The sequence below is a fragment of the Ectothiorhodospira shaposhnikovii genome, assembly GCF_022227765.1.
Lineage (GTDB): Bacteria > Pseudomonadota > Gammaproteobacteria > Ectothiorhodospirales > Ectothiorhodospiraceae > Ectothiorhodospira.
On sequence record NZ_JAJMLZ010000003.1, the window covers coordinates 187,502 to 208,179 of the forward strand.

The following is a 20,678-nucleotide window of genomic DNA, read 5'->3' on the forward strand; positions in this document are numbered from 1 at the left end:
GCCATCCATCGAGTGGAAAGAGAATGACAGACTGTATCTTCTGCAAGATTGCCGAGGGCAGGATCCCGGCGGATATCGTTTATCAGGACGACCGGGTGGTGGCGTTTCGCGACCTCAATCCCCAGGCCCCCCTGCACGTACTGGTGATCCCCAGGCAGCATTTCGACACTGTTGCCGACATGACGCAGGCCGACATGGACCTTCTGGGTCACATGCATTGGGTGGGGCTTGAAGTGGCCCGAGGGGCGGGCGTGGTGGAAGACGGTTTCCGCACCGTCATCAACTGCAACGCCGACGGCGGTCAGTCGGTCTATCACCTGCACATGCATGTCCTGGGTGGCCGGCAGATGGAGTGGCCGCCGGGCTGATCGTGCCGATGGGGCCTGGCGCGTGGGTTATGCCTCGGCCGCTTCCAGCAGCGTGCGGTAGCTCGCGTAGCGCCGCGGATCGATCCGTCCCTGCTCAAGGGCGGCCTTGACCGCGCAACCCGGTTCCACCGTATGGGTGCAGTTGTGAAAACGACACTCCGGCGCCAGGGTCCTGAGTTCCACGAACCCTTGCGCCAGTTCCCGCTGGGGGGTGGGGCCGGGGCTGAAGTCGCGCACGCCGGGTGAGTCGATCAGGGCGCCGCCACAGGGCAGGCGATAGACGGTGGCATTGGTGGTGGTGTGGCGTCCCTCGCCGCTGAGTTCGGACAGGGCGCCGATGCGGATCTCCAGATCCGGCAGCAGTGCCTGGATCAGGGAGGACTTGCCCACCCCGGACTGGCCTACCAGCACGCTGGTGCCCATGGCCAGGAAGGCCTGCAGGGCCTCCATGCCCTGACCATTCGCCACGCTGGTCCTCAGGACCGGATAACCCAGTGCCTCGTAGCCCTGGAGGGCGGCGGCCGTGCCTTCCGGGTCCGGATCGGGCCGGTCTGCCTTGTTGTAGAGGATCAGCGCCCGGGCCGGCATGCGCTCGATGGCCACCAGGTAACGGTCCACCAGGGGCCAGCTCGGGGCGGGGGCGGCGGCGGTGACGACCACCACCTGATCCACGTTGGCGGCGATGTTCTTGCGCTGGCCACGGGGATCGACCCGTTCCAGCAGGTTGCCGCGGGTGTGAATGTCGGTGACCACGCCGTCTCCGCTGGGCTCGGGATGCCATGACACGGCATCGTTGCAGACCACGTGTTCAAGCCGGCGGCGGGGCGTGCAGCGGTGGACACGGCCGTCCTCGTCCTCCACCAGCACCTGTGAACCAAAACGGGTGATGACCCTGCCGGGTCTGGATGCTTTCATTGCCTTCCCAGGTCGATGTCCGATTCAGTCTTCCAGTAAGCGGTCCACCCGGGCAGCGCAGATGAAGTCGTTCTCCGACAGGCCGCCGATGGCATGGGTGGTGAACCGCACCAGACAGCGATCATAGCCTACCTCAAGGTCCGGGTGGTGATCTTCCCGATGGGCCACCCAGGCGGCGGCATTGACGAAGGCCATGGTCCGATGAAAGTCGGGAAACCGGAAGGCGCGTTCAATGGCACGGCCATCGTCCACCACCGTCCAGTCCGGGGCCAGGGATTTCATGAAGCTCTGGATGTCCACCTTGTCCATGGGCGGGGTGCCGCCCTCGCAGGGGGTGCAGTGTCGGTCATGGAGCTGGGTCATGGGGATGCCTCCTTTTCCGGCCGGCGGGTCCGGCCTCGAAAAAGCGTTCATGTACAGTGTAGACTGTGGCCCCGCCGTCGGCGTTCGCCCGTCGCCGGCGATCTTCTTGCCATGAACGCTCAGAGCGTGCCGCCACGGCACAAAGGAAGCCCATGAATCCCAATCCGGAGAATCTGGTCTGGATCGACCTGGAAATGACCGGCCTGGACCCGCAATCCGACTACATCATCGAGATTGCCACCATCGTGACGGACAAGGAGCTGAATGTCCTGGCGGAAGGCCCCGTGATCGCCATCCATCAGACCGAGGAAATCCTGAGCCGGATGGATGACTGGAACCGCAATACCCATGGCCGCTCCGGCCTGCTGGACCGGGTGAAGCTGAGTCTCTACAACGAGGTGGAGGCGGAGCAGGAAACCCTGCGGTTCCTGAAGCAGTATGTGCCGCCCCGTTCATCCCCCATGTGCGGCAACAGCATCTGCCAGGACCGGCGCTTTCTGTTCCGCTGCATGCCGGATCTGGAAGCCTTCTTCCATTACCGCAACCTGGATGTGAGCACGCTCAAGGAGCTGGCCCGCCGCTGGGCGCCCGGCGTGCTCAACAGCCTGTCCAAGGATGCCACCCACAAGGCCCTGCAGGACATCCGCGACTCCATCGCCGAGCTGCGCCATTATCGGGAGCACATGCTCAAGGTCTGAGCCGACGTGTTTCAGGTCTCGATGGGGGTGTCGTCCCGGTTGCCCCAGTCGGACCAGCTACCCGGATACCCTCGCACCCGTTCGTAGCCCAGGTGCTCCAGCGCCAGCCAGTTCAGGGCGGAGCGATGGTGGGTGTGGCAGTAGACGACGATCTCCTTTTCCGGCGTGATGCCCTGTGCCTCCAGATCCCGGCGCAGGGCTTCTTCGGCGCGCAGGCGACGGTTGTGCTCCAGATCCATGCAGCGGGTCCATTCGAAGGAAACCGCCCCGGGGATGTGGCCGCCCCGGGCCGCATAGGCCACCCGGCCGGTGAATTCATCGGTGCTGCGCGCATCCACCAGGATCACGTCCTCATCCTTCATGTGGGCCAGGATCCACGCCCGGTCGGCCACCCGTTCGGTACCGTAGGCGAGGGGGTATTCCGTTTGCGTCGGCGCGACATCCACGGCGGCTTGGGTGGAAATGGTCAGGCCCGCCGCCGACCAGCCCGCCACTCCCCCGTCGAGCAGTGACAGCGCCTCATGACCACACACGGCCAGGGTCCAGAGCAGGCGCGCGGCCTTGCCGCCGCCTTCCTCGTCGTAGCACACCACATGGGTGTCCGGGCCGATGCCCAGTTCCGCCAGGATGGTGCGTAGCACGCCGATCTCCGGCAGCAGTCCCATGACCGGAGCCGCCGAGGCGACGATGCGACCGTAGTCCAGATGGAGGGCGCCCGGCACGTGGCCGGCGGCATGGCGCTCGGCCGGGCTCAGGTCCACAATCCGGAGACGCTGGTCCTGCAGCCTGGCCTCAAGGGCCAGGGGATCGATGATGAGTGGCATAGCCTCGTGCATGGGGCGTATCTCCTGATTCATGCCGGGGAGCCGGACGGGGTCAGTACGGTGGGACGGCCGGCCAGTGCCGGATCGGTCCGCGGGTAGTCCAGGGTGTAATGCAGGCCCCGGCTCTCCTTTCGGCTCTGAGCGCTGCGGATGATGATTTCCGCCACTAGGGCCAGGTTGCGCAGCTCGATCAGGTCATTGGTGACGCGGAAGTTGCTGTAGTAGTCGTGGATCTCGCCCTGCAGCAATTCAATGCGTCGTTGCGCCCGCTGCAGTCGTTTGCTGGTGCGAACGATGCCCACGTAGTCCCACATGAAGCGGCGCAGTTCTTCCCAGTTGTGGGCCACCACCACCTCCTCGTCCGAGTCGGTGACACGGCTCTCGTCCCAGGCTGGAATCCGGTCCACCGGCACCGGCTCGGGACGTTGCCGGCCCATGTCCTGGGCGGCGGAGCGGGCGAAGACCAGGCATTCCAGCAGGGAGTTGCTGGCCATGCGATTGGCGCCGTGCAGGCCCGTGCAGGCCACTTCACCGATGGCATAGAGCCCGTCCAGATCGGTGCGGGCCGCCAGGTCGGTCATCACGCCGCCGCAGGTGTAGTGGGCGGCGGGCACCACCGGAAGGGGGTCCCGGGTCATGTCGAAGCCGTATTCCAGGCAGCGTTCATGGATGTTGGGGAAGTGGGATTTGATGAAGTCCGCCGGCTTGTGGGAGATGTCCAGATAGACGCAGTCCGCCCCCAGGCGTTTCATTTCATGGTCGATGGCCCGGGCGACGATATCCCGTGGGGCCAATTCCCCCCGGGGGTCGAAGCGTTCCATGAAAGGGGTGCCGTCGGGCAGCAGCAGTCTGCCGCCTTCGCCCCGAACCGCCTCGGAGATGAGAAAGGACTTGGCTTTGGGATGGAACAGGCAGGTGGGATGAAACTGCATGAACTCCATGTTGGCCACCCGGCAACCGGCCCGCCAGGCCATGGCGATGCCGTCGCCAGTGGAGCCGTCCGGGTTGCTGCTGTAGAGATAGACCTTGCTGGCGCCGCCGCTGGCCAGGACCACGAAGGGTGCGGCGAAGATTTCCACCTTATGGGACTTGAGATTGAGCACATAGGCACCCAGGCAACGCCGGGGGCCCGTCAGGCCGAGCTTGTGGCTGGTGAGCAGATCCACCGCGATGTGATGTTCGAACAGCTCGATGTTGGGGTGGCGCCGGACCTGTTCCACCAGGGTGTTTTCGATGGCCTTGCCGGTGGCGTCGGCGGCGTGGACCACGCGGCGGTGGCTGTGGCCACCCTCCCGGGTCAGATGCAGTTGCACCCGGCCGTCGTCAGCCGGTTCGCGGGTGAAGGGGACGCCCAGATCCAGCAGCCATTGTATGCTTTCCGGGCCGTGCTCCACGGTATGGCGCACGGCGGCCTCGTCGCACAGGCCACCGCCGGCGTCCAGGGTGTCGCGGACATGGGCTTCCAGGGAGTCATGACGGTCCAGCACCGCGGAGACGCCGCCCTGGGCGTAATAGGTGCTGCCTTCGCTGACGGGTCCCTTGCTCAGCACCGCCACGCGTTGTTCCGTCGCCAGGTGAAGGGCCAGGCTCAGGCCGGCGGCGCCGCTGCCGATGATGAGGACGTCCATGGATTTGCGGACCTCCGCCTGGGACGAATCTTGCATTGATGGTTTCTCCAGAATGGCCTCGGCCCGGGAGGGAAAGGTCGGCGGTCCCTGGCGGGATGGGCCGGCGTCCGAGCGGGGGGCTCGCTTGAGGCTGTGTCTCGATCTGAGTTATTTTGTCACGGTTTTTTGCAGTGTTACATGCACCGGGCAGACTGACAAATTGACCTGTGCCATGAATTCCCGGGAATGATGGGAGCATGGTGCAGTTTGGGCGTCATTTGCAAGAACTTAACGAGGGTTTCCATGTCCATCGCAGTTAGGGTACAGGACGTGCCCTCAGAGGGGGAGTGCCCGAATGGGCAATAAAGTAACCGACGAGGAGCTGGTCAGGCGTGTTCAAGCCGGAGACAAGAAGGCTTTCGACGTACTGGTGCAGAAGTACCAGCACAAGATCGTCAACCTGGTCTCCCGCTATGTGCATGACTCTGCCACGGCGCTTGATGTGGCCCAGGAGGCCTTTATCAAGGCCTACCGGGGGCTGGCCAATTTCAGGGGCGAAAGCGCTTTCTACACCTGGCTGTACCGGATCGCCATCAATACGGCCAAGAACCATCTGGTCTCCCAGAGCCGCCGGACGCCGGACGTGGAGGTGGACGCCCAGGATGCGGAACAGATGGGGGGCGAGTCCGCCCTCAAGGAATATGCAACCCCGGAAGGGGAATTGCTGTCGGAGGAGATACGACTGGCCGTGCAGAACGCCATCAGCACGTTGCCGGACGACTTGAAGACAGCCATCACCCTGCGTGAACTGGAGGGGATGAGCTATGAGGAGATTGCGCAGACCATGGGATGCCCCATTGGTACGGTGCGCTCCAGGATTTTCCGGGCGCGGGAAGCGATCGATCGCGTCTTGCGGCCATTGCTTGATTAAATGTGCTTTCAAGAGCGAGACGCATCATGACGACCACTAAAGAGGAACGACTCTCCGCGCTGGTGGATGACGAGGCCGAGGCCTTCGAGACCCGCCGGTTGCTGGACGAGCTGGCAAAGAACCCGGAAGATCTGGCCCGATGGGGTCGCTATCATTTGATCGGCGACGTCATGCGGGGCAATCTGGATCGTACCGCCCCCCCCGATTTTTCCGCGCGCATCATGGCCGCCGTGGCTGAGGAGCCGCAGCTGTTGGCCTCGTCTTCCCGGACCCTGCAGGGACGTCTGCTCAAGCCGGTGGCCGGCATGGGCATGGCGGCCGCCGTGGCCGTGGCGGTCTTGGTGGGATTGCAGAACTTCACCGGTGATCCCGCCGACCCGCGCATGGAACCGGCCATGGCCGGTGCCGAGCCGGTGATCCGCGCCGCCCAGTGGGATCCTGGTCAGCGCAACGCCCTTCAGTCCATGCTCGAACCCGATGCCCGGACCGCCCAGATACAGCACTCGCCCCTGGAGCATGGCAGTCAGCAGTTCCTGCGCATCGACATGGGAGATGCCCGTTTCAGCAGTTATCTGATCAATCACGCGGAGTCAGCCGTGGGGCGGGGCCCCATGCCGCCCCATGTCCGCACGGTCGGACACGGCTTCATGGGTGATTGAACCCATGTTGCGGCGCCTGCACCTGATGTGTGTGGTGGTGGCGCTGCTGGCCACCGCGACGGCGGCCGCCTCGGAGCAGGCGGCCCATGCGTTGCTGCAGAAGATGGCCCGGGCCGTGGATGAGCTCAACTACGAAGGCGTCTTTGTCTTTGCCCATGACCAGCGCATGGAGACCCTGCAGATCATCCATGCCCGGGACGAGCGGGGTTCACGGGAACGACTGGTGGCCCTGACCGGGTCTCCCCGTGAAATCATCAAGGATGAAGACAGCATCATCTGCGTGCGTCCCGATGATTTGGACCCGGCTCTGTGTCTGGACCCGGGCAAGAGTTTGCTGGGCCTGCCCGGCGTGTTGCCCCTTCGCCAGGGGCTGGACGGCCTGGGCGAGAACTACCGCCTGCGCCTTGGGGAGCAACAGCGGGTTGCCGGCCTGTCCTGTCAGGAAGTGTCCATCATCCCTCGTGACCATCTTCGCTATGGCTATCAGCTCTGCATCCACGAGCCCACCGGCATGTTGCTGCAGTCCCGGCTGCTGAGCCGGGAGGGGCGCATTTTCGAGCAATTCATGTTCACCCGCATCGAATTTCCCGCCCGTGTGGCCGACGAGCGTCTGCAACCGCGCATGCGGGGGGAGGGCGTGACGGCGCGTCCCATGGAGACCCCGTCGGCCCGTACCCAGGTCATGGAGCCGGATCTCCGCTGGCGGATTGGAGAGATGCCGCCGGGATTCCAGGTTACCGGCGTCAGCAGGCGGCTCATGGCGGCCAGTCCCCATCCGGTACAGCACATGATCCTGACCGACGGATTGGCCACGGTATCCGTCTTCGTCACGCGGATGGATCGTCCGGAAGACCGCCTGCGTGGCCTGACCCGTTCCGGCGGTCTGCATGCGGTGGTACTGCCCTGGGGAGAGTATCAGGTGACGGTCCTTGGCGAGGTACCCGAGGCTACCGTGCGCCTGATTGCCGAATCGGTGTTTCATGATGGGGAGAATGCACGGTGATCGAAGAGACTGCCCGCGTGATTGCGGTGGACGAGGCTGGATTTGCCTGGGTGGAAACCGAGCGCAAGACCGCCTGCGGAACCTGTTCCGTGCAGAAGGGGTGCGGCACCAGCGTGATTGCCAAACTGTTCGGACAGCGCCGCACCCAGGTGCGGGTCATTGATCCCGTCGGGGTCAGCCTGGGGGAAGAGGTCATCATCGGTCTGGATGAGTCCGCCCTGGTACGTGGTTCGCTGGCCGTCTACATCCTGCCTCTGCTGTGCATGTTGGTGTTTGCCGCCCTGGGGCAGTGGCTTTGGGGCGGGCACGGCGAGTTGCCGGTGGTGGCGGCCGGTCTGACGGGGCTGCTGGCGGGCCTGGGCGCCGTCGGCGGGTTCACCCGCCGCATCCGCCGTGACCCCCGTTATCAGCCGGTGGTGGTGCGTCGCCTCGGGCCGCCGGCGATCCGGATTCATGGTGTGCTGGCCCCCTGAGCGCATCTCCATTTCCCGCGACCAGCGTATGGAAGCGGCCCTTTACATTCGCGAGTCCTATATGAAGACAACAAGCCAACGTCCGCATGCCTTTCTGCTGATCCTGCTTGTGTCCCTGTGCCTGGTGGTCGCAAGTCCCGTTCACGCCCGGGGGCTGCCCGAGTTCGTGCCCCTGGTGGAAGCCAATAGCGCGGCGGTGGTCAATATCAGTACTTCCCGGGCCATGGAGCTGCCCAGCGGTCATCCCCCGCTGCAGTTGCCCGAAGGTCTGCCGGAGGACGGCCCCTTCGGTGACCTGCTACGCCGCTTCTTCGGTGAGCGGGGCGGCAGCGCACCGCCGCCGAGGGGCTTTGACAGCACCTCCCTGGGGTCCGGGTTCATCATCTCGGCGGACGGCTATGTGGTCACCAACCATCATGTCATCCAGGGCGCGGACGAGATCGAGGTCCGGCTTAGCGACCGACGCACCTTCATTGCCGAACTGATCGGCTCCGACCCGCGTACCGATGTGGCGGTGCTGCGTATCGAGGCCCGGGATCTGCCGACCCTGACCCTGGGGGATTCCGATAGCCTGCGGGTGGGTGAGTGGGTGCTGGCCATCGGCTCGCCCTTCGGTTTTGATCACTCGGTGACGGCGGGTATTGTCAGTGCCAAGGGACGCAACCTGCCCAGTGAGAGCTATGTGCCCTTCATCCAGACCGACGTGGCCATCAACCCGGGTAATTCCGGGGGGCCGCTGTTCAACATGAACGGCGAGGTGGTGGGGATCAACTCTCAGATCTACAGCCGTACCGGCGGCTTCATGGGGCTGTCCTTTGCCATACCCATCGAAGTGGCCATGGACGTGGTCAATCAGCTGCGGGACAAGGGGTATGTGAGCCGTGGCTGGCTGGGGGTGATCATCCAGGAGGTGACACGGGAGCTGGCGGATTCCTTCTCCATGGAGCGCCCCACCGGGGCACTGGTGGCGCGGGTCCTGCCCGACAGCCCGGCGCAGGCCGCCGGACTGCGTACCGGCGACGTGATCCTCAGTTTCAACGGCACCGAGGTGCCCCGGTCCTCGGCGCTGCCTCCCATCGTCGGACGTGCGCCCATCGACAGACCGGCCCGGGTGGAGATCCTGCGTGACGGCAAGCCCATGACCGTCGAGGTGGTGATCGGTGAACTGCCCTCGGAAGACGAGCTGGCTCAGTCCCATGCCCAGGCTCCGACCCCGGCCCAGTCCCGCTTCAAGCCCTTCGGCATGCATCTGGAAACCGTTCCCGATGAGTTGCGGGAGCGTCTGGAACTGGCCGACGGGGGTGTACTGGTCACCGAGGTGGAGTCGGGGCCGGCCCAGCGTGCCGGCATTCGTCGGGGTGACGTGATCCTGATGATCAACAGCCATGACATCCGCAGCCTGGAACAGATGCAAGAGGTGGTGGAAGCATTGCCGCCGGGACGATCCGCCCGGGTGCTGGTACAGCGGGGGCAGGGGCCCATCTGGATGCCGCTGGATGTGCCGGAATGAAGCTGGAGGTCACCCTCTATCATCGAGATGGCTGCCACCTGTGCGAGCGCATGCTCCATGAGCTGCGCTCGCTGCAGGATGAGTTGGGTTTCGAGATCCGGGAAGTGGATATCGACGAAGACCCCGCCCTAAGGCAACGTTTCCATGCCAAGATCCCGGTTCTCGCCGTCGGCGAGGAGATCCTGTGCTGCCATTTTCTGGATGAGCGGGGTCTGCGGCTGGAACTGGCCGGAGACTGATGGCTCAGTAAGGCCAGTAAACCAGCTTGTAGGTGCCGATGGCGCCCACCAGGGCCAGGGCGATGAACCCCATCACCGCAATGCGCTCGGTCCGTTCCCGGTTCACGATGCGAAAGCCCGGCTCCAGCCGATAGCGCAGGGCAAAGACGCCCACGTAGCCCAGGATGCCCGCCGAGGGCACGAAGAAGATCCCCATCAGGACCGACCAGGCCACGAACGGGAAGGGATACTGGGCCAGGGTGAACAGAACACTGATCACCAGGGCGATCAGGGCCGGGAGGATGGCGCCGAGCATCGGGTTTTTCCAGGCCGGATCCGGACGCAGGGCCTGTGCTTCCGCCTCCAGTCGGGTCGCGAACATGGCGGCGGCCTCGTCCAGATAGGCCGCCCGGGCCGCGTCCGCGTCCTGATCCGCCATCAACAGGCAGCGTTGCCAGAGGATGTCGTCCCGGTCCTGTGCAAACGCCTGTTCCGCCAGTTCCCGGGCCCGGGGGGGATGCTGTGCTGTCATCGAGTTCTCCAGTGATTCCGTGAGTGCCGGGTTTACCGCATGTGGCGCCACAAGGCAATGGCTGCCGCGCCGGGATACGGCCGTTGCTGTTACTGCCTCGGTTGAGTCTGTACAATGCGCAGTCCAATCTTGATCAACCCGGTGGGTACATGGCCGGACCATGTGCGTCAGGGTCCCCCTATCCCGAGCAGGCCCCATGAGCAGTCAATCCAGCGATTCCAAGATCAGCAGAATCAGAAACTTCTCCATCATCGCCCACATCGACCACGGCAAGTCCACCCTGGCCGACCGTTTCATCCAGGTCTGCGGCGGACTGGAGGACCGGGAGATGTCCGAGCAGGTGCTGGACTCCATGGATCTGGAAAAGGAGCGGGGCATCACCATCAAGGCCCATAGCGTGTCGCTGATGTATACCGCTCGGGATGGTCAGGAGTACCAGCTCAATTTCATCGATACCCCCGGACACGTGGACTTTTCCTATGAAGTCTCCCGGTCCCTCTCCGCCTGCGAGGGTGCCCTGCTGGTGGTGGACGCCTCCCAGGGCGTGGAGGCCCAGAGCGTGGCCAACTGCTACACGGCCATCGACCAGGGTCTGGAAGTGGTGCCGGTGCTCAACAAGATCGACCTGCCGGCGGCGGAGCCGGAGCGGGTGGCCCACGAAATCGAGGAGATCATCGGCATCGAGGCCCGGGATGCCGTCCATGTCAGCGCCAAGACCGGTGTCGGCGTGCCCGACCTGCTGGAGGCGCTGGTGGCCCGTATCCCGCCACCCCAGGGGGACCCGGATGCCCCCCTGCAGGCCCTGATCATCGACTCCTGGTTCGACAACTACCTGGGCGTGGTGGCCTTGGTGCGGGTGATGCAAGGGACCCTGCGGCCCAAGCAGAAGATCATTGCCATGTCCACCGGGCGCGCCCATCTGGTGGACCAGGTGGGGGTGTTCACTCCCAAGCCCACCCCTCGGGAGGAATTGGGGGTGGGTCAGGTGGGCTTCGTTATCGCCACCATCAAGGACATCACCGGCGCCAAGGTGGGCGATACCCTCACCGGTGCCGACCGTCCCGCCGCTCAGCCCCTGCCGGGCTTCAAGGAAGTCCAGCCGCGGGTGTTCGCCGGCATCTTCCCGGTCAGCGCCGATGACTACAACAGCCTGCGGGAGGCCCTGGACAAGCTCAAGCTCAACGACGCCTCCCTGCAGTACGAACCGGAAACCTCCCAGGCCCTGGGGTTCGGATTCCGTTGCGGGTTCCTGGGCATGCTGCACATGGAGATCATCCAGGAGCGTTTGGAGCGGGAATACGACCTGGACCTGATCACCACCGCGCCCACCGTGATCTATCAGGTGGAAACCACCGCCGGCGAGGTGCTGTCCATCCACAATCCGGCGGAACTGCCGCCGGTGAACACCGTTGCCGAGATTCGCGAGCCCATCATCAACGCCAGCATCCTGGTGCCCCAGGACTACGTGGGTGCGGTGATCACCCTGTGCATCGAGAAGCGCGGGGTGCAGACCCGCATGCAGTACGTGGGCAACCAGATCTCCCTGGGGTACGACATGCCCATGTCCGAGGTGGTACTGGACTTCTTCGACCGCCTGAAGTCGGTGAGCCGTGGCTACGCCTCCTTCGACTACGTACTGACCCGCTTCCAGGCGGCCCCGCTGGTGAAGGTGGACGTGCTCATCAACGGCGACCGCGTGGATGCCCTGTCGGTGATCACCCACCGGGATCAGGCCCAGTACCGGGGGCGCGACCTCACCGAGCGCATGGCGCAGCTGATTCCTCGGCAGATGTTCGAAGTGGCCATCCAGGCCGCCATCGGTTCCAAGGTCATTGCCCGTTCCACGGTCAAGGCACTGCGCAAGAACGTGACCGCCAAGTGCTACGGCGGGGATGCCAGCCGCAAGCGCAAGCTGTTGGAAAAGCAGAAGGCGGGCAAGAAGCGGATGAAGCAGATCGGGCGGGTGGAAGTGCCTCAGGAGGCCTTCCTGGCGGTGCTTCAGGTGGATCAGAAGAACTGATCGGTGGGATTTGGCTTGAGCAAGGGATTCGGGTGCCGACAGGGGAGGACCCATGACGTTTGATCTGGAATTGATTCTGGTGCTGGGGACACTGGTGACCGGCCTGATCTGGCTGGCGGACGTGGTGTGGTGGCGCGGGCGCCGCAGGGCGCGGGCCGACGCGGTGGGCGAGGCCATGCGCCCGGCCGAGCCCTGGTATGTGGACTATGCGCGTTCCTTCTTCCCCGTGCTGCTGATCGTGCTGGTCCTGCGCGCCTTCGTGGCCGAACCTTTTCGCATTCCGTCCGGCTCCATGATGCCCACCCTGCTGGTGGGGGACTTCATCCTGGTGAGCAAGTACAGCTACGGCATCCGGCTGCCGGTGGTGCGGACCCGCGTCATCGATCTGGGCCAGCCGGAACGGGGGGATGTGGCGGTGTTCCGCTATCCCGAGAATCCGCGGGAGGACTACATCAAGCGCATCGTGGGTCTGCCCGGTGACAGGGTGGCATTTTACGGCAAGCAGCTCTATATCAATGATGTGCCGGTGGAGCAGGTCTTCGTCGGCCGTTATGAGGGCAGTGGTTCCGGTGCGGTAATGACTGGAGCCCATTTGATGGAAGAGCGGATCAACGGCATTTCCCATCAGGTACTGCTGTGGCCGGACCGGCCCTCGGTGGAGGGTGAGATCGTCGTCCCGGCCGGACATTATTTCACCCTGGGCGATAACCGGGACAACAGCAACGACAGCCGGTTCTGGGGCTTCGTGCCCGAGGCAAACTTGGTGGGCAAGGCGCTGTTCATCTGGATGCACTGGGATCATGGCGCCAGGGAAATGGATTTCAGTCGTCTGGGTACCCGCATCCGCTAGGGATGCTCCGAGTCATTCCCGCGCAAGCGGGAATCCAGTCGTGGACTGGGGGTTCTGGACTCCCGCTTTCGCGGGAGTGACGGAATAGAGACGGAAGTGACGGAGTAGAGACGGGAGTGACGGAGTAGAGACGGAAGTGACGGAACAATGGGTATTTTCAGGTAGCTTCAAGGGGGATCTACGCATGAATCGCATCAACAGGCAATCGGGGATCGGCCTGATCGGATTTCTGATCATCGTCGGTCTGCTGGTGGTGATCGGTACCGTGGGCCTGAGGCTCTTTCCGGTCTATACCCAGTACATGACGGTGATTTCGGTGATGAAGGATGTCTCCGCGGAGTCCGGTGCCGCCGGCAAGAACGTCCGCCAGCTCTGGGGAGAAGTGGATCGGCGCTTCCAAATCAACGGCGTGACCCATGTCACCCGCGATGATGTGACCATCGTCGAGCAGGGCGGAGCGCGCAGCCTGCGGGTCAGCTATGAGGTGCGCACCCCCATGATTGCCAACGTGGATGCCGTGGTCAGTTTTGATCGCAGCTTCACCCTGTCGGAGTAAGGCATGGCGGTAAAGGGGCTGGAGGCATTGCTGCCGGCATCACTGCAGGGATCGGATCTGCTCCGGCAGGCCCTGACCCACCGCAGCGCCGGCCAGTGTCACAACGAACGACTGGAGTATCTGGGGGATAGCGCCCTGAACTTCATCGTGGCGGCGCATCTGTTTGCATTGCGTCCTCAGGCCCCGGAAGGGGAACTGAGCCGTTTGCGTGCCTCGCTGGTCAACCAGGACAGTCTGGCCCAGATCGCCCGCGACCAGGGCATGGGCACTCTGCTCAGCCTGGGCGACGGGGAGCGAAAGAGTGGGGGGCACCGACGGGATTCCATCCTGGCGGATGCCCTGGAGGCGGTCATCGGCGCGGTCTACCTGGCCACGGACTTTGACACCACCCGCGACTTCGTGCTGCGTCTGTACGGGCGGCGGTTTGCCGCCCTGCCCAGCGCGGAAGACCTCAAGGACCCCAAGACCCGGCTGCAGGAGTGGTTGCAGCGCAAGAACCTGGATATTCCCAGCTATCAGGTGCTGGAAGTGACCGGCAAGCCCCATGACCAGCATTTCAAGGCGGCCTGTCACATCAAGTCCCGCAACATCTCGGTGATCGGTGAGGGCAGCAGCCGTCGCCGGGCCGAGCAGGCCGCCGCGGTCAAGGCCTTTGCGGCCCTGACCAATACCGAGGAACAGCAGTTTGGTTGAAGAATCCGAATCCATGGCAGCGGAAGAGATGCCCTCCCGCTGTGGTTATGTGGCCATCGTCGGTCGTCCCAATGTGGGCAAGTCCACCCTGCTCAACCATCTGGTGGGGGAGAAGATCGCGGCCGCCAGCCGCAAGCCCCAGACTACCCGGCATCGCATTCGCGGCGTGGTCACGCGCGGCGCGGATCAGCTGGTGCTGGTGGATACCCCCGGGGTGGACCCGTCCACGCCCAAGCTGTTGGGCAAGGTCCTCAACCGTACCGCCCGCGCCACCCTGGATGATGTGGACGGGGTGGTGTTCGTGGTCGAGGCCGGTCGCTGGGAGGCGGGAGACGAGCAGCTGGCCGGCTGGCTGGCCGCCGGCCGCCGCCCGGTGGTGCTGGTGATCAACAAGGTGGACAAGCTCAAGGACAAGGACGTCCTGTTGCCGTTCATCGATCAGGTGCGCGGCAAGCTGGATTTCCATGACGTGGTGCCCCTGTCCGCCCTGCGCGGGGTGAACGTGGACCCCCTGGTGACCACCCTCATCGACCTGTTGCCGGCAGGACCGCACCTGTTCCCCGATGACGAGATCACGGATCGCAGCCAGCGGTTCCGGGTCTCGGAAGTGATTCGGGAACAGTTGCTGGAGCGCCTGGGACAGGAAGTCCCCTATGCCACCTCGGTGGACGTGGAAACCTGGGAGGATACCGGTACCGCGATCCATATCGGGGCGGTGATCTGGGTGGAGCGGGACAGCCAGAAATCCATCGTCGTCGGCAAGGGCGGTCGCATGATCAAGGCGGTGGGCACCGGTGCCCGGCATGAACTGGAGGACCTGCTCCAGCGCAAGGTGATGCTCAAGCTCTGGGTGAAGCTGCGGGAAGGCTGGCAGGGCGATATCGACGGCATCCGCCGCATGGGGATCGACGTGGAACCGTGACGACGGTCTCCGGCACTATCGCCTTCGTGCTGCATGCCCGCCCGTACCGGGAGTCCAGTCTGTTGCTGGAATTGCTGACGGCCGCGGAGGGGCGCATGGGGGCCGTCCTGCGCGGTGTGCGGGATCGGGGCCGTCGGCCGCCGCTGTTCGCGTCGCTGGAAGTGACCTGGCGCGGCCGCGGCGAGCTGCGTACCCTGACGGGCTGGGAAGAGTTGGGCGGTGTGTCCCTGAGCGGCAATCGGGCCGTCTGCGGTCTGTATATCAATGAACTGGCGGTGAGGTTGCTGCCCCGGCAAATTCCGCAACCGGAGTTCCTTGCCGTCTATGCCGGGACCCTGTCCGCGCTGGGCGATCCCGGCCTGGCCCTGGAGCCGGCGCTGCGGCGCTATGAACTGGCCCTGCTCAACCTGCTGGGAGAGGGTCTGGAGTTCGTGGTGGTCAAGGATCTGGAACCACGGCGACTCTACCGGGTCGACCCCCTGTCGGGGGTTCGTGAGGCCGATCCCCACGACACGCCTTCATCTCCCCGGACCATCCAGGGGGAGGCCCTGGCGGCCCTGCTCACCGACCGTCTGGATACGCCCGCCCACCGGATCCAGGCCAAGCGGCTGCTGCGCGGGTTGCTGGATCATCATCTGGATGGCAAACCCATTCTGTCACGTCAACTCTTCGCCCGCGGGCGACCGGATGTTTCATCATGAATTCAGTTCCCTCACCCCTGCGCCTGGGTGTCAACATCGATCACATCGCCACCATCCGCCAGCAGCGCCACACCGTCTATCCGGATCTGGCCCAGGCGGTGGGCCTGATCGAGGATGCCGGCGCCGATATCATCACCCTGCACCTGCGCGAGGACCGGCGCCATATCCAGGACGCGGATGTGCGCGGTCTGCGCGGCGTGATCAGGACCGCCATGAATCTGGAGATGGCCGCCACCGAGGAGATGCATGCCATCGCCCTGGAGGTACGTCCCCGGGCCTGTTGCCTGGTGCCCGAGCGCCGGCAGGAGCTGACCACGGAGGGCGGGCTGGACGTGCTGACCCACGAGGCGCGTCTGCGGGATTACTGCGCGGGTCTGGTCGAGGCGGGCATCGAGGTGTCGCTGTTCGTGGAGCCGGAGCCGGCCCATCTGGATGCGGCCGCGCGCATCGGCGCCCCGGTGGTGGAGCTGCATACCGGGGCCTATGCGTCGGCGACGGATCCGGTCGGCCGGGAAGCACTGCTTGCGCGGATCCGCCGGGCGGCCGCCCATGGGCAGTCGATCGGTCTGACGGTCAATGCCGGTCACGGTCTTGACTACGACAATGTGGGCGCCATTGCCGCCATCCCCCAGCTGCATGAACTCAATATCGGCCATGCCATCATCGCCCGGGCCCTGTTCTGCGGCATCCGCGAGGCGGTGGTGCAGATGCGGACGGCCATGGACGCGGGGCGTGCATGCGCCTGATCGGCATCGGCACCGACATCACCAGCATCGTGCGCATGACGGCGATGCTGGAGCGCCATGGTGATCGCCTGGCCCGGCGCATCCTGCACCCCGCTGAATATGCCGGTTTCCAGGCCGCCGCCCAGCCGGCCGCCTTCCTGGCGCGGCGTTTTGCCGCCAAGGAAGCCGCCTCGAAGGCCCTGGGGGTCGGGATCGGTGCCCACATGCGCTTCGAGGACGCCCGCGTGGATCATGATGAGCGCGGGCGTCCCTTGCTGGTGCTGTCCGGCCCCGCCGCGCTCACCGCGGCACGGTTGGGGGTGCGGGATATGCAGATCAGCCTGTCCGACGAGCGGGAGTACGCCCTGGCCTTCGTGGTCATGGCGGGTTGAGGATCTCCGCTTCCATTGCGAGCAGGTCCTCCACCTCCTTGAGCAGCGCCAGTCGCAGCCTGGGGATGGCGGTTTCCTGTCCATCGCGCAGGGCGCTTTCCAGGGCGCTGGCCGCGGTTTCCAATCTGGGGGTGGCGCAGTAGCGGGAAGCGCCCTTGAGTTGATGAGCCAGCTTGAGCAGTACCTGGCGTTTCAGGCTGCTGTCGCTGAGTTGTCCTCGTGCCCGTTTCAGGTCCCTGAACAGCAGGGTGGCCAGTTCATTGGCCAGATCAGCGGAACCACCGGCCATGCGCAAGGCGCGTTCCGGCTCATGGAGCCTCTCTTCGCTGTCGGGAGAGGCCGGCGTCCGGCGTTTCTGCAGGTCGCGGGGGAATCGGGTCAGGCACTTGATCACGTCGTCCTGGGTCGCCGGTTTGGTCAGGATGTGGTCAAAGCCATCGGCCATAAGGCTTTTGTGCACTGATGGTCTGGCATCGGCGGTGACGGCGATGATTCTGGCGCCGGGATCTTCCCGGCGAATCTCCTTGAGGGCCGTGACACCATCCATGACCGGCATGTGCATGTCCATCAGGATCAGGTCATGGTGGTCCTCCCGGTAACGGTACAGGGCGTGCTCACCGTTTTCGGCCTCATCCACCCGGGCGCCGCAATTGATCACGAACTCGCACAGTAGTCGCCGGTTGGTGGCGTTGTCATCGGCCACCAGGACGCGCAGCCCGGAGAGCTGCCGCTGGTGCTGACCCATGGGCGTGGTTTCCGCCGATTCCGGCTCGGGAGCGGCTCGCAGACGCCGCTTCAGATGGCCGTGAAGCATGTCCAGGCTGAGGTAGGGGGGAATCAGCAGGACCCCCTGGCGTCTGAGTTGCTGGAGCTGGGGTTCGGCAATGGTGCCGAAAGCCGTCATGATCACCCGTCGCGCCAGATGCTGATGGCGCAGCAGGGTGTCGATCAGTTCCGGATAGGGCTGGCGCAGCCAGATCAGGCCGACAGTGCCCCGCGTCCCTTCCAGCCCCTTGAGAAAGGCCGCGCCACGCAGCACGTTCTCGCAAGTCAGTCCCAGTCGGCCCAGACAGCTCTGGGCAATGAAGCGCACTTCGGCGTCATCGGTGAGCAGCACGATCCGTTCCGGTGCCTCGCCGTCCATGCCTTCGATCGCCTGGGCCGTCCCGGAGAGGATCGGGAGGTGCAGATGGAAGATGCAGCCTTCACCCGGTTCGCTTTCCACCACCAGTTCCCCCTTGAGCAGGCTCACCAGGCCGCGGGCAATGCTCAGCCCCAGGCCGGAGCCGACCTGAAGGGCATTCTCTTCCCGCCGGATCTGATAGAACGGCTCGAAGATCTGGTCCAGATACTCCTTTTCGATGCCCGGTCCGAAATCCTCCACCGACAGGGATAGGATGCCTGCTTCATCCGGATGGGGGCCGACCCGCAGGATGACGTGGCTGTTGCTGGTGAACTTGACCGCATTGGTCAGGACATTGGTCAGCAGTTGCTTGATGCGCAGCGGGTCGCTGTTGATCCAGCCGGGGGTGGCCGGGTGCATCAGGAGCGTGATGTCCACATTCTGTCGGCCCGAACCCTTGCGACAGAGGCTGATGACTTCCTGCACCGTTTGCCTGAGGTCGAAACGGGTATGGTGGATGGCCACGGTACCCGCCTCGATGCGGGAGATGTCCAGCAGGTCATTGACCAGTTTCAGGCTGTCCCGGCTGGCGTCTTCGATGATGCCGACCCAGTGGCGCTCCTGTTCGTCCAGGTTGCCGTGCTGGCACAGCAGTTCGGAATAGCCCTTGATGGCGCTCAGGGGGGTGCGCAGTTCATGGCTGATGCTGGCCAGGAATCGGGTTTTGCGCTGGTTGATGAGTTCGGCATGTTCCTGGGCCTGCATGAGCGCCTGGTTCTGCGTGTCAATGAGTGCCAGCTTGTCCTGAAGGCTGATGGTGGCGGTATTGATGCGCTCGCTCATCAGCTGGTGGGAGCGCTCGATACTTTCCGCCATGCTGTTGATGCCTCGCTGCAGCACGCCGATCTCGCCGCCCGCCCGGGCGCGACTACGGGCCGCCAGGTCCCCCTGCTGAATCCGGGCCACGGTGGCGGCCACCTTTTCCAGCGGGCGGGACAGGGACAGGCTCCAGCGGGGGATGACGATCAATATGCCGATCACCACCAGCAGGATCAGGAAGATGCTCTGCAGCATCCACTGGAACTGCTGCAGACTGGTGGGCAGGTTGCTCAGGTGGATCTCCACGCTGCCGATCAGGCGAGGATCCTGAAGCTGCGGGGAGGTATCCTCCGGCAACGGCAGATCCTGTAGTTCCAGCGCGCTCAGCAGGATATTTTGCTGGAAATACTGAATGTTTTCCGGAAACAGCCATGTCGCCATGCGATATCTCCAGGGCGAGATGTCGGCGGATCCGTTCGGAGCCCGGTATTCGTAGATCCGGTTGCCCTGATGGTCCTGGATGAAGATGCCCGTCACATCGGGCTGGATCCGGGCCTTGGCGGTGATGGCATCCAGGTAGGCGTGATTGCCCGAGATGACCCCGTATTCAGCGGCCGGTCCGAGGAAGGCCACCAGGGTTTCGCCGCGTTCCTGAATCTGCCCTTCCAGTTCCAGCACCTTGATACTGCCCCAGTAGGTGGTCAGTACCACGGCCACCAACAGGGTGGGCAACAATGACAGGGCCAGCACGCGGTGGCGGAGGCGCCATTGCATCATGGCGTCTCCACCGTGATGCGCAGGGAGCGGGCCACCTGATGATTGATGGAGACCTGATACCGTTCGGTGGGGCGCCGCAGTGTCTGCCAGTCTTCACCGTTCCAGGTCCGCAGCAGCGTCAGCGCCTCCTCGCCGAGCATTTCAGGATCGGCATAGATGGAGATCAGGGCGCCGGCGCGATGCAGGGCTTCGGAATGGCCGATCAGGGGGGTCCCCAGTCGGTAGGTCGTCATCATGATGCTGACGATGGTTCTGGAATTGTAGATCTCACGATCCGGCAGCGTGAGTATTGCATCGGATTGCCGGGCGGCCTGAACGAAAACTTCCAAAAGATCCTGATGGGGCGCCTTGGGGAACAGGCGCAGGTTCGGCGGCTGTCCTTCGCTCGGCGAGCCGGGGCGGGTTTGGCTTGTCACCATGCCGAACCGTCGGAATGCCGGGACGTGCCGGCTGGCGATGCGCATTCGGTGTTCCAGGGGAATGTCCATGAACAGGGCCGCGAATCGCGTCGGATCACTGGCGGTACGGATCAGGCGTTCATGATTTTCCATCGGAATCACGATGCTCAGGACCCGCGCCTGCCGGGTGATGTCGATCACCGTCTGCAGGGCGGAGGTGCCCGAGGTGATGATCAGGCACTGTGCACAGTCAAAATGACGCATCCATTGCGCGGCGTCCGGTGCGGAGATCGCTATGAACAGGGGGGAGGGATGGGCCAGGCCGCGCCGCAGGGGTTCGTAGGCGCGCTGGTGGATGTCGCTTTCCTGGCTGGCCACGAACAGAATGCGCGGGGGGGCTGCCTGGAAGATTTCCGTGGCCTGGGTGCGAGGTGCCCACGTCAGCGACCCGATCAGCAGGGCCATCGTCAGCAATGCATGGAATGGTACGGTCCTTGTCATGGGTGCGGCGGAATCAAGGCGGGTGTGGTCGCCATCAGGGCCTGAGAATCACGTTGTCGTGTTTCTAACTGCGGGGACAGCGTGTTTATAATGGGGTCCG

General features: G+C 64.4%; 23 protein-coding genes. 16 read left to right on the top strand and 7 right to left on the bottom strand.

All coding sequences use genetic code 11. The annotated features are described in order from the left end of the window. Positions 1–23: 23 nt before the first annotated feature. Positions 24–368 carry a histidine triad nucleotide-binding protein gene (locus tag LQD11_RS05760; protein ID WP_008932638.1) on the top strand — a complete coding sequence of 115 codons (345 nt, stop codon included), beginning with the start codon at positions 24–26 and terminating at the stop codon, positions 366–368. Positions 369–395: 27 nt separating this feature from the next. Here LQD11_RS05760 and rsgA read toward each other — a convergent pair whose 3' ends face one another. Beyond that, entirely contained in the window at positions 396–1,283 is an 888-nt protein-coding gene (gene rsgA, locus LQD11_RS05765; protein ID WP_238616676.1) for a ribosome small subunit-dependent GTPase A, read from the bottom strand. A 24-nt stretch (positions 1,284–1,307) separates the two neighbouring features. Next, positions 1,308–1,646: a 4a-hydroxytetrahydrobiopterin dehydratase gene (locus LQD11_RS05770; RefSeq protein WP_008932636.1), complete on the bottom strand. Its 339-nt coding sequence runs from the start codon at positions 1,644–1,646 to the stop codon at positions 1,308–1,310. Positions 1,647–1,798: 152 nt separating this feature from the next. Here LQD11_RS05770 and orn point away from each other — a divergent pair, with 152 nt between their 5' ends. Further along, entirely contained in the window at positions 1,799–2,344 is a 546-nt protein-coding gene (orn, locus tag LQD11_RS05775) for an oligoribonuclease (protein WP_238616677.1), read from the top strand. Positions 2,345–2,355: 11 nt separating this feature from the next. Here orn and LQD11_RS05780 read toward each other — a convergent pair whose 3' ends face one another. Both LQD11_RS05780 and nadB read right to left on the bottom strand, forming a co-directional pair. Beyond that, a complete protein-coding gene (locus LQD11_RS05780; protein ID WP_238616678.1) occupies positions 2,356–3,180 on the bottom strand; it encodes a sulfurtransferase in 825 nt (274 codons plus the stop codon). Positions 3,181–3,197: 17 nt separating this feature from the next. Next, a complete protein-coding gene (gene nadB / locus LQD11_RS05785) occupies positions 3,198–4,832 on the bottom strand; it encodes an L-aspartate oxidase (RefSeq protein WP_238616679.1) in 1,635 nt (544 codons plus the stop codon). Positions 4,833–5,130: 298 nt separating this feature from the next. Between nadB and rpoE the strand changes: the two genes are divergently transcribed. The 6 genes from rpoE (at position 5,131) to LQD11_RS05815 (ending at position 9,590) form a co-directional block, all read left to right on the top strand. Beyond that, positions 5,131–5,706, top strand: a complete 576-nt coding sequence (gene rpoE, locus LQD11_RS05790) for an RNA polymerase sigma factor RpoE (protein WP_238616680.1) — start codon at positions 5,131–5,133, stop codon at positions 5,704–5,706. Between the two features lie 26 nt (positions 5,707–5,732). Then, a complete protein-coding gene (locus LQD11_RS05795) occupies positions 5,733–6,365 on the top strand; it encodes a sigma-E factor negative regulatory protein (protein WP_238616681.1) in 633 nt (210 codons plus the stop codon). 4 nt (positions 6,366–6,369) lie between these two features. Further along, positions 6,370–7,368, top strand: a complete 999-nt coding sequence (locus LQD11_RS05800; RefSeq protein WP_238616682.1) for a MucB/RseB C-terminal domain-containing protein — start codon at positions 6,370–6,372, stop codon at positions 7,366–7,368. Further along, positions 7,365–7,841, top strand: a complete 477-nt coding sequence (locus LQD11_RS05805; protein ID WP_238616683.1) for a SoxR reducing system RseC family protein — start codon at positions 7,365–7,367, stop codon at positions 7,839–7,841. Before LQD11_RS05800 ends, LQD11_RS05805 begins: the two co-directional genes overlap by 4 nt. 61 nt (positions 7,842–7,902) lie before the next feature. Next, on the top strand, positions 7,903–9,351 hold the full coding sequence (locus LQD11_RS05810; protein ID WP_238616684.1) for a DegQ family serine endoprotease: 1,449 nt from the start codon (positions 7,903–7,905) through the stop codon (positions 9,349–9,351). After that, positions 9,348–9,590: a glutaredoxin family protein gene (locus LQD11_RS05815; protein WP_238616685.1), complete on the top strand. Its 243-nt coding sequence runs from the start codon at positions 9,348–9,350 to the stop codon at positions 9,588–9,590. The genes LQD11_RS05810 and LQD11_RS05815 overlap by 4 nt, the downstream gene beginning before the upstream one ends. A 4-nt stretch (positions 9,591–9,594) precedes the next feature. Here the strand turns inward: LQD11_RS05815 and LQD11_RS05820 are convergent, their stop codons facing one another. Beyond that, positions 9,595–10,101 carry a hypothetical protein gene (locus tag LQD11_RS05820; RefSeq protein ID WP_238616686.1) on the bottom strand — a complete coding sequence of 169 codons (507 nt, stop codon included), beginning with the start codon at positions 10,099–10,101 and terminating at the stop codon, positions 9,595–9,597. Between the two features lie 196 nt (positions 10,102–10,297). Here LQD11_RS05820 and lepA point away from each other — a divergent pair, with 196 nt between their 5' ends. From lepA to acpS, 8 genes are all read left to right on the top strand, one after another. Beyond that, positions 10,298–12,121, top strand: coding sequence for a translation elongation factor 4 (gene lepA / locus LQD11_RS05825; protein ID WP_238616687.1), 1,824 nt, complete (start codon positions 10,298–10,300; stop codon positions 12,119–12,121). Positions 12,122–12,173: 52 nt separating this feature from the next. Next, entirely contained in the window at positions 12,174–12,971 is a 798-nt protein-coding gene (gene lepB, locus LQD11_RS05830) for a signal peptidase I (protein WP_238616688.1), read from the top strand. 184 nt (positions 12,972–13,155) lie between these two features. After that, the gene (locus tag LQD11_RS05835; RefSeq protein WP_238616689.1) at positions 13,156–13,527 is read left to right on the top strand and encodes a DUF4845 domain-containing protein; all 372 of its coding nucleotides are present in this window, start codon (positions 13,156–13,158) and stop codon (positions 13,525–13,527) included. A 3-nt stretch (positions 13,528–13,530) separates the two neighbouring features. Continuing rightward, complete coding sequence (rnc, locus tag LQD11_RS05840; protein ID WP_238616690.1) at positions 13,531–14,220, top strand: ribonuclease III; 690 nt, start codon at positions 13,531–13,533, stop codon at positions 14,218–14,220. Positions 14,221–14,233: 13 nt separating this feature from the next. Further along, positions 14,234–15,142: a GTPase Era gene (gene era, locus LQD11_RS05845; RefSeq protein WP_412852754.1), complete on the top strand. Its 909-nt coding sequence runs from the start codon at positions 14,234–14,236 to the stop codon at positions 15,140–15,142. Next, positions 15,139–15,843 (top strand): DNA repair protein RecO, encoded by a 705-nt coding sequence (recO, locus tag LQD11_RS05850; RefSeq protein ID WP_238616692.1) that lies wholly within the window; start codon positions 15,139–15,141, stop codon positions 15,841–15,843. The genes era and recO overlap by 4 nt, the downstream gene beginning before the upstream one ends. Continuing rightward, on the top strand, positions 15,840–16,589 hold the full coding sequence (gene pdxJ / locus LQD11_RS05855) for a pyridoxine 5'-phosphate synthase (protein ID WP_238616693.1): 750 nt from the start codon (positions 15,840–15,842) through the stop codon (positions 16,587–16,589). Before recO ends, pdxJ begins: the two co-directional genes overlap by 4 nt. Beyond that, positions 16,580–16,960 carry a holo-ACP synthase gene (gene acpS / locus LQD11_RS05860; RefSeq protein ID WP_238616694.1) on the top strand — a complete coding sequence of 127 codons (381 nt, stop codon included), beginning with the start codon at positions 16,580–16,582 and terminating at the stop codon, positions 16,958–16,960. Before pdxJ ends, acpS begins: the two co-directional genes overlap by 10 nt. Here acpS and LQD11_RS05865 read toward each other — a convergent pair. Beyond that, complete coding sequence (locus LQD11_RS05865; RefSeq protein ID WP_238616695.1) at positions 16,947–19,679, bottom strand: ATP-binding protein; 2,733 nt, start codon at positions 19,677–19,679, stop codon at positions 16,947–16,949. The two genes, acpS and LQD11_RS05865, sit on opposite strands and share 14 nt — an antisense overlap. After that, positions 19,676–20,578 carry an ABC transporter substrate-binding protein gene (locus tag LQD11_RS05870; RefSeq protein WP_238616696.1) on the bottom strand — a complete coding sequence of 301 codons (903 nt, stop codon included), beginning with the start codon at positions 20,576–20,578 and terminating at the stop codon, positions 19,676–19,678. Before LQD11_RS05870 ends, LQD11_RS05865 begins: the two co-directional genes overlap by 4 nt. Positions 20,579–20,678 lie beyond the last annotated feature (100 nt).

Coding starts and splice junctions, on each gene's coding strand:
- LQD11_RS05760 (WP_008932638.1), top strand. CDS start 24: ATGACAGACTGTATCTTCTGCAAGATTGCCGAGGGCAGGATCCCGGCG.
- rsgA (WP_238616676.1), bottom strand. CDS start 1,283: ATGAAAGCATCCAGACCCGGCAGGGTCATCACCCGTTTTGGTTCACAG.
- LQD11_RS05770 (WP_008932636.1), bottom strand. CDS start 1,646: ATGACCCAGCTCCATGACCGACACTGCACCCCCTGCGAGGGCGGCACC.
- orn (WP_238616677.1), top strand. CDS start 1,799: ATGAATCCCAATCCGGAGAATCTGGTCTGGATCGACCTGGAAATGACC.
- LQD11_RS05780 (WP_238616678.1), bottom strand. CDS start 3,180: ATGCACGAGGCTATGCCACTCATCATCGATCCCCTGGCCCTTGAGGCC.
- nadB (WP_238616679.1), bottom strand. CDS start 4,832: ATGCAAGATTCGTCCCAGGCGGAGGTCCGCAAATCCATGGACGTCCTC.
- rpoE (WP_238616680.1), top strand. CDS start 5,131: ATGGGCAATAAAGTAACCGACGAGGAGCTGGTCAGGCGTGTTCAAGCC.
- LQD11_RS05795 (WP_238616681.1), top strand. CDS start 5,733: ATGACGACCACTAAAGAGGAACGACTCTCCGCGCTGGTGGATGACGAG.
- LQD11_RS05800 (WP_238616682.1), top strand. CDS start 6,370: ATGTTGCGGCGCCTGCACCTGATGTGTGTGGTGGTGGCGCTGCTGGCC.
- LQD11_RS05810 (WP_238616684.1), top strand. CDS start 7,903: ATGAAGACAACAAGCCAACGTCCGCATGCCTTTCTGCTGATCCTGCTT.
- LQD11_RS05815 (WP_238616685.1), top strand. CDS start 9,348: ATGAAGCTGGAGGTCACCCTCTATCATCGAGATGGCTGCCACCTGTGC.
- LQD11_RS05820 (WP_238616686.1), bottom strand. CDS start 10,101: ATGACAGCACAGCATCCCCCCCGGGCCCGGGAACTGGCGGAACAGGCG.
- lepA (WP_238616687.1), top strand. CDS start 10,298: ATGAGCAGTCAATCCAGCGATTCCAAGATCAGCAGAATCAGAAACTTC.
- lepB (WP_238616688.1), top strand. CDS start 12,174: ATGACGTTTGATCTGGAATTGATTCTGGTGCTGGGGACACTGGTGACC.
- LQD11_RS05835 (WP_238616689.1), top strand. CDS start 13,156: ATGAATCGCATCAACAGGCAATCGGGGATCGGCCTGATCGGATTTCTG.
- rnc (WP_238616690.1), top strand. CDS start 13,531: ATGGCGGTAAAGGGGCTGGAGGCATTGCTGCCGGCATCACTGCAGGGA.
- era (WP_412852754.1), top strand. CDS start 14,234: ATGGCAGCGGAAGAGATGCCCTCCCGCTGTGGTTATGTGGCCATCGTC.
- pdxJ (WP_238616693.1), top strand. CDS start 15,840: ATGAATTCAGTTCCCTCACCCCTGCGCCTGGGTGTCAACATCGATCAC.
- acpS (WP_238616694.1), top strand. CDS start 16,580: ATGCGCCTGATCGGCATCGGCACCGACATCACCAGCATCGTGCGCATG.
- LQD11_RS05865 (WP_238616695.1), bottom strand. CDS start 19,679: ATGATGCAATGGCGCCTCCGCCACCGCGTGCTGGCCCTGTCATTGTTG.
- LQD11_RS05870 (WP_238616696.1), bottom strand. CDS start 20,578: ATGACAAGGACCGTACCATTCCATGCATTGCTGACGATGGCCCTGCTG.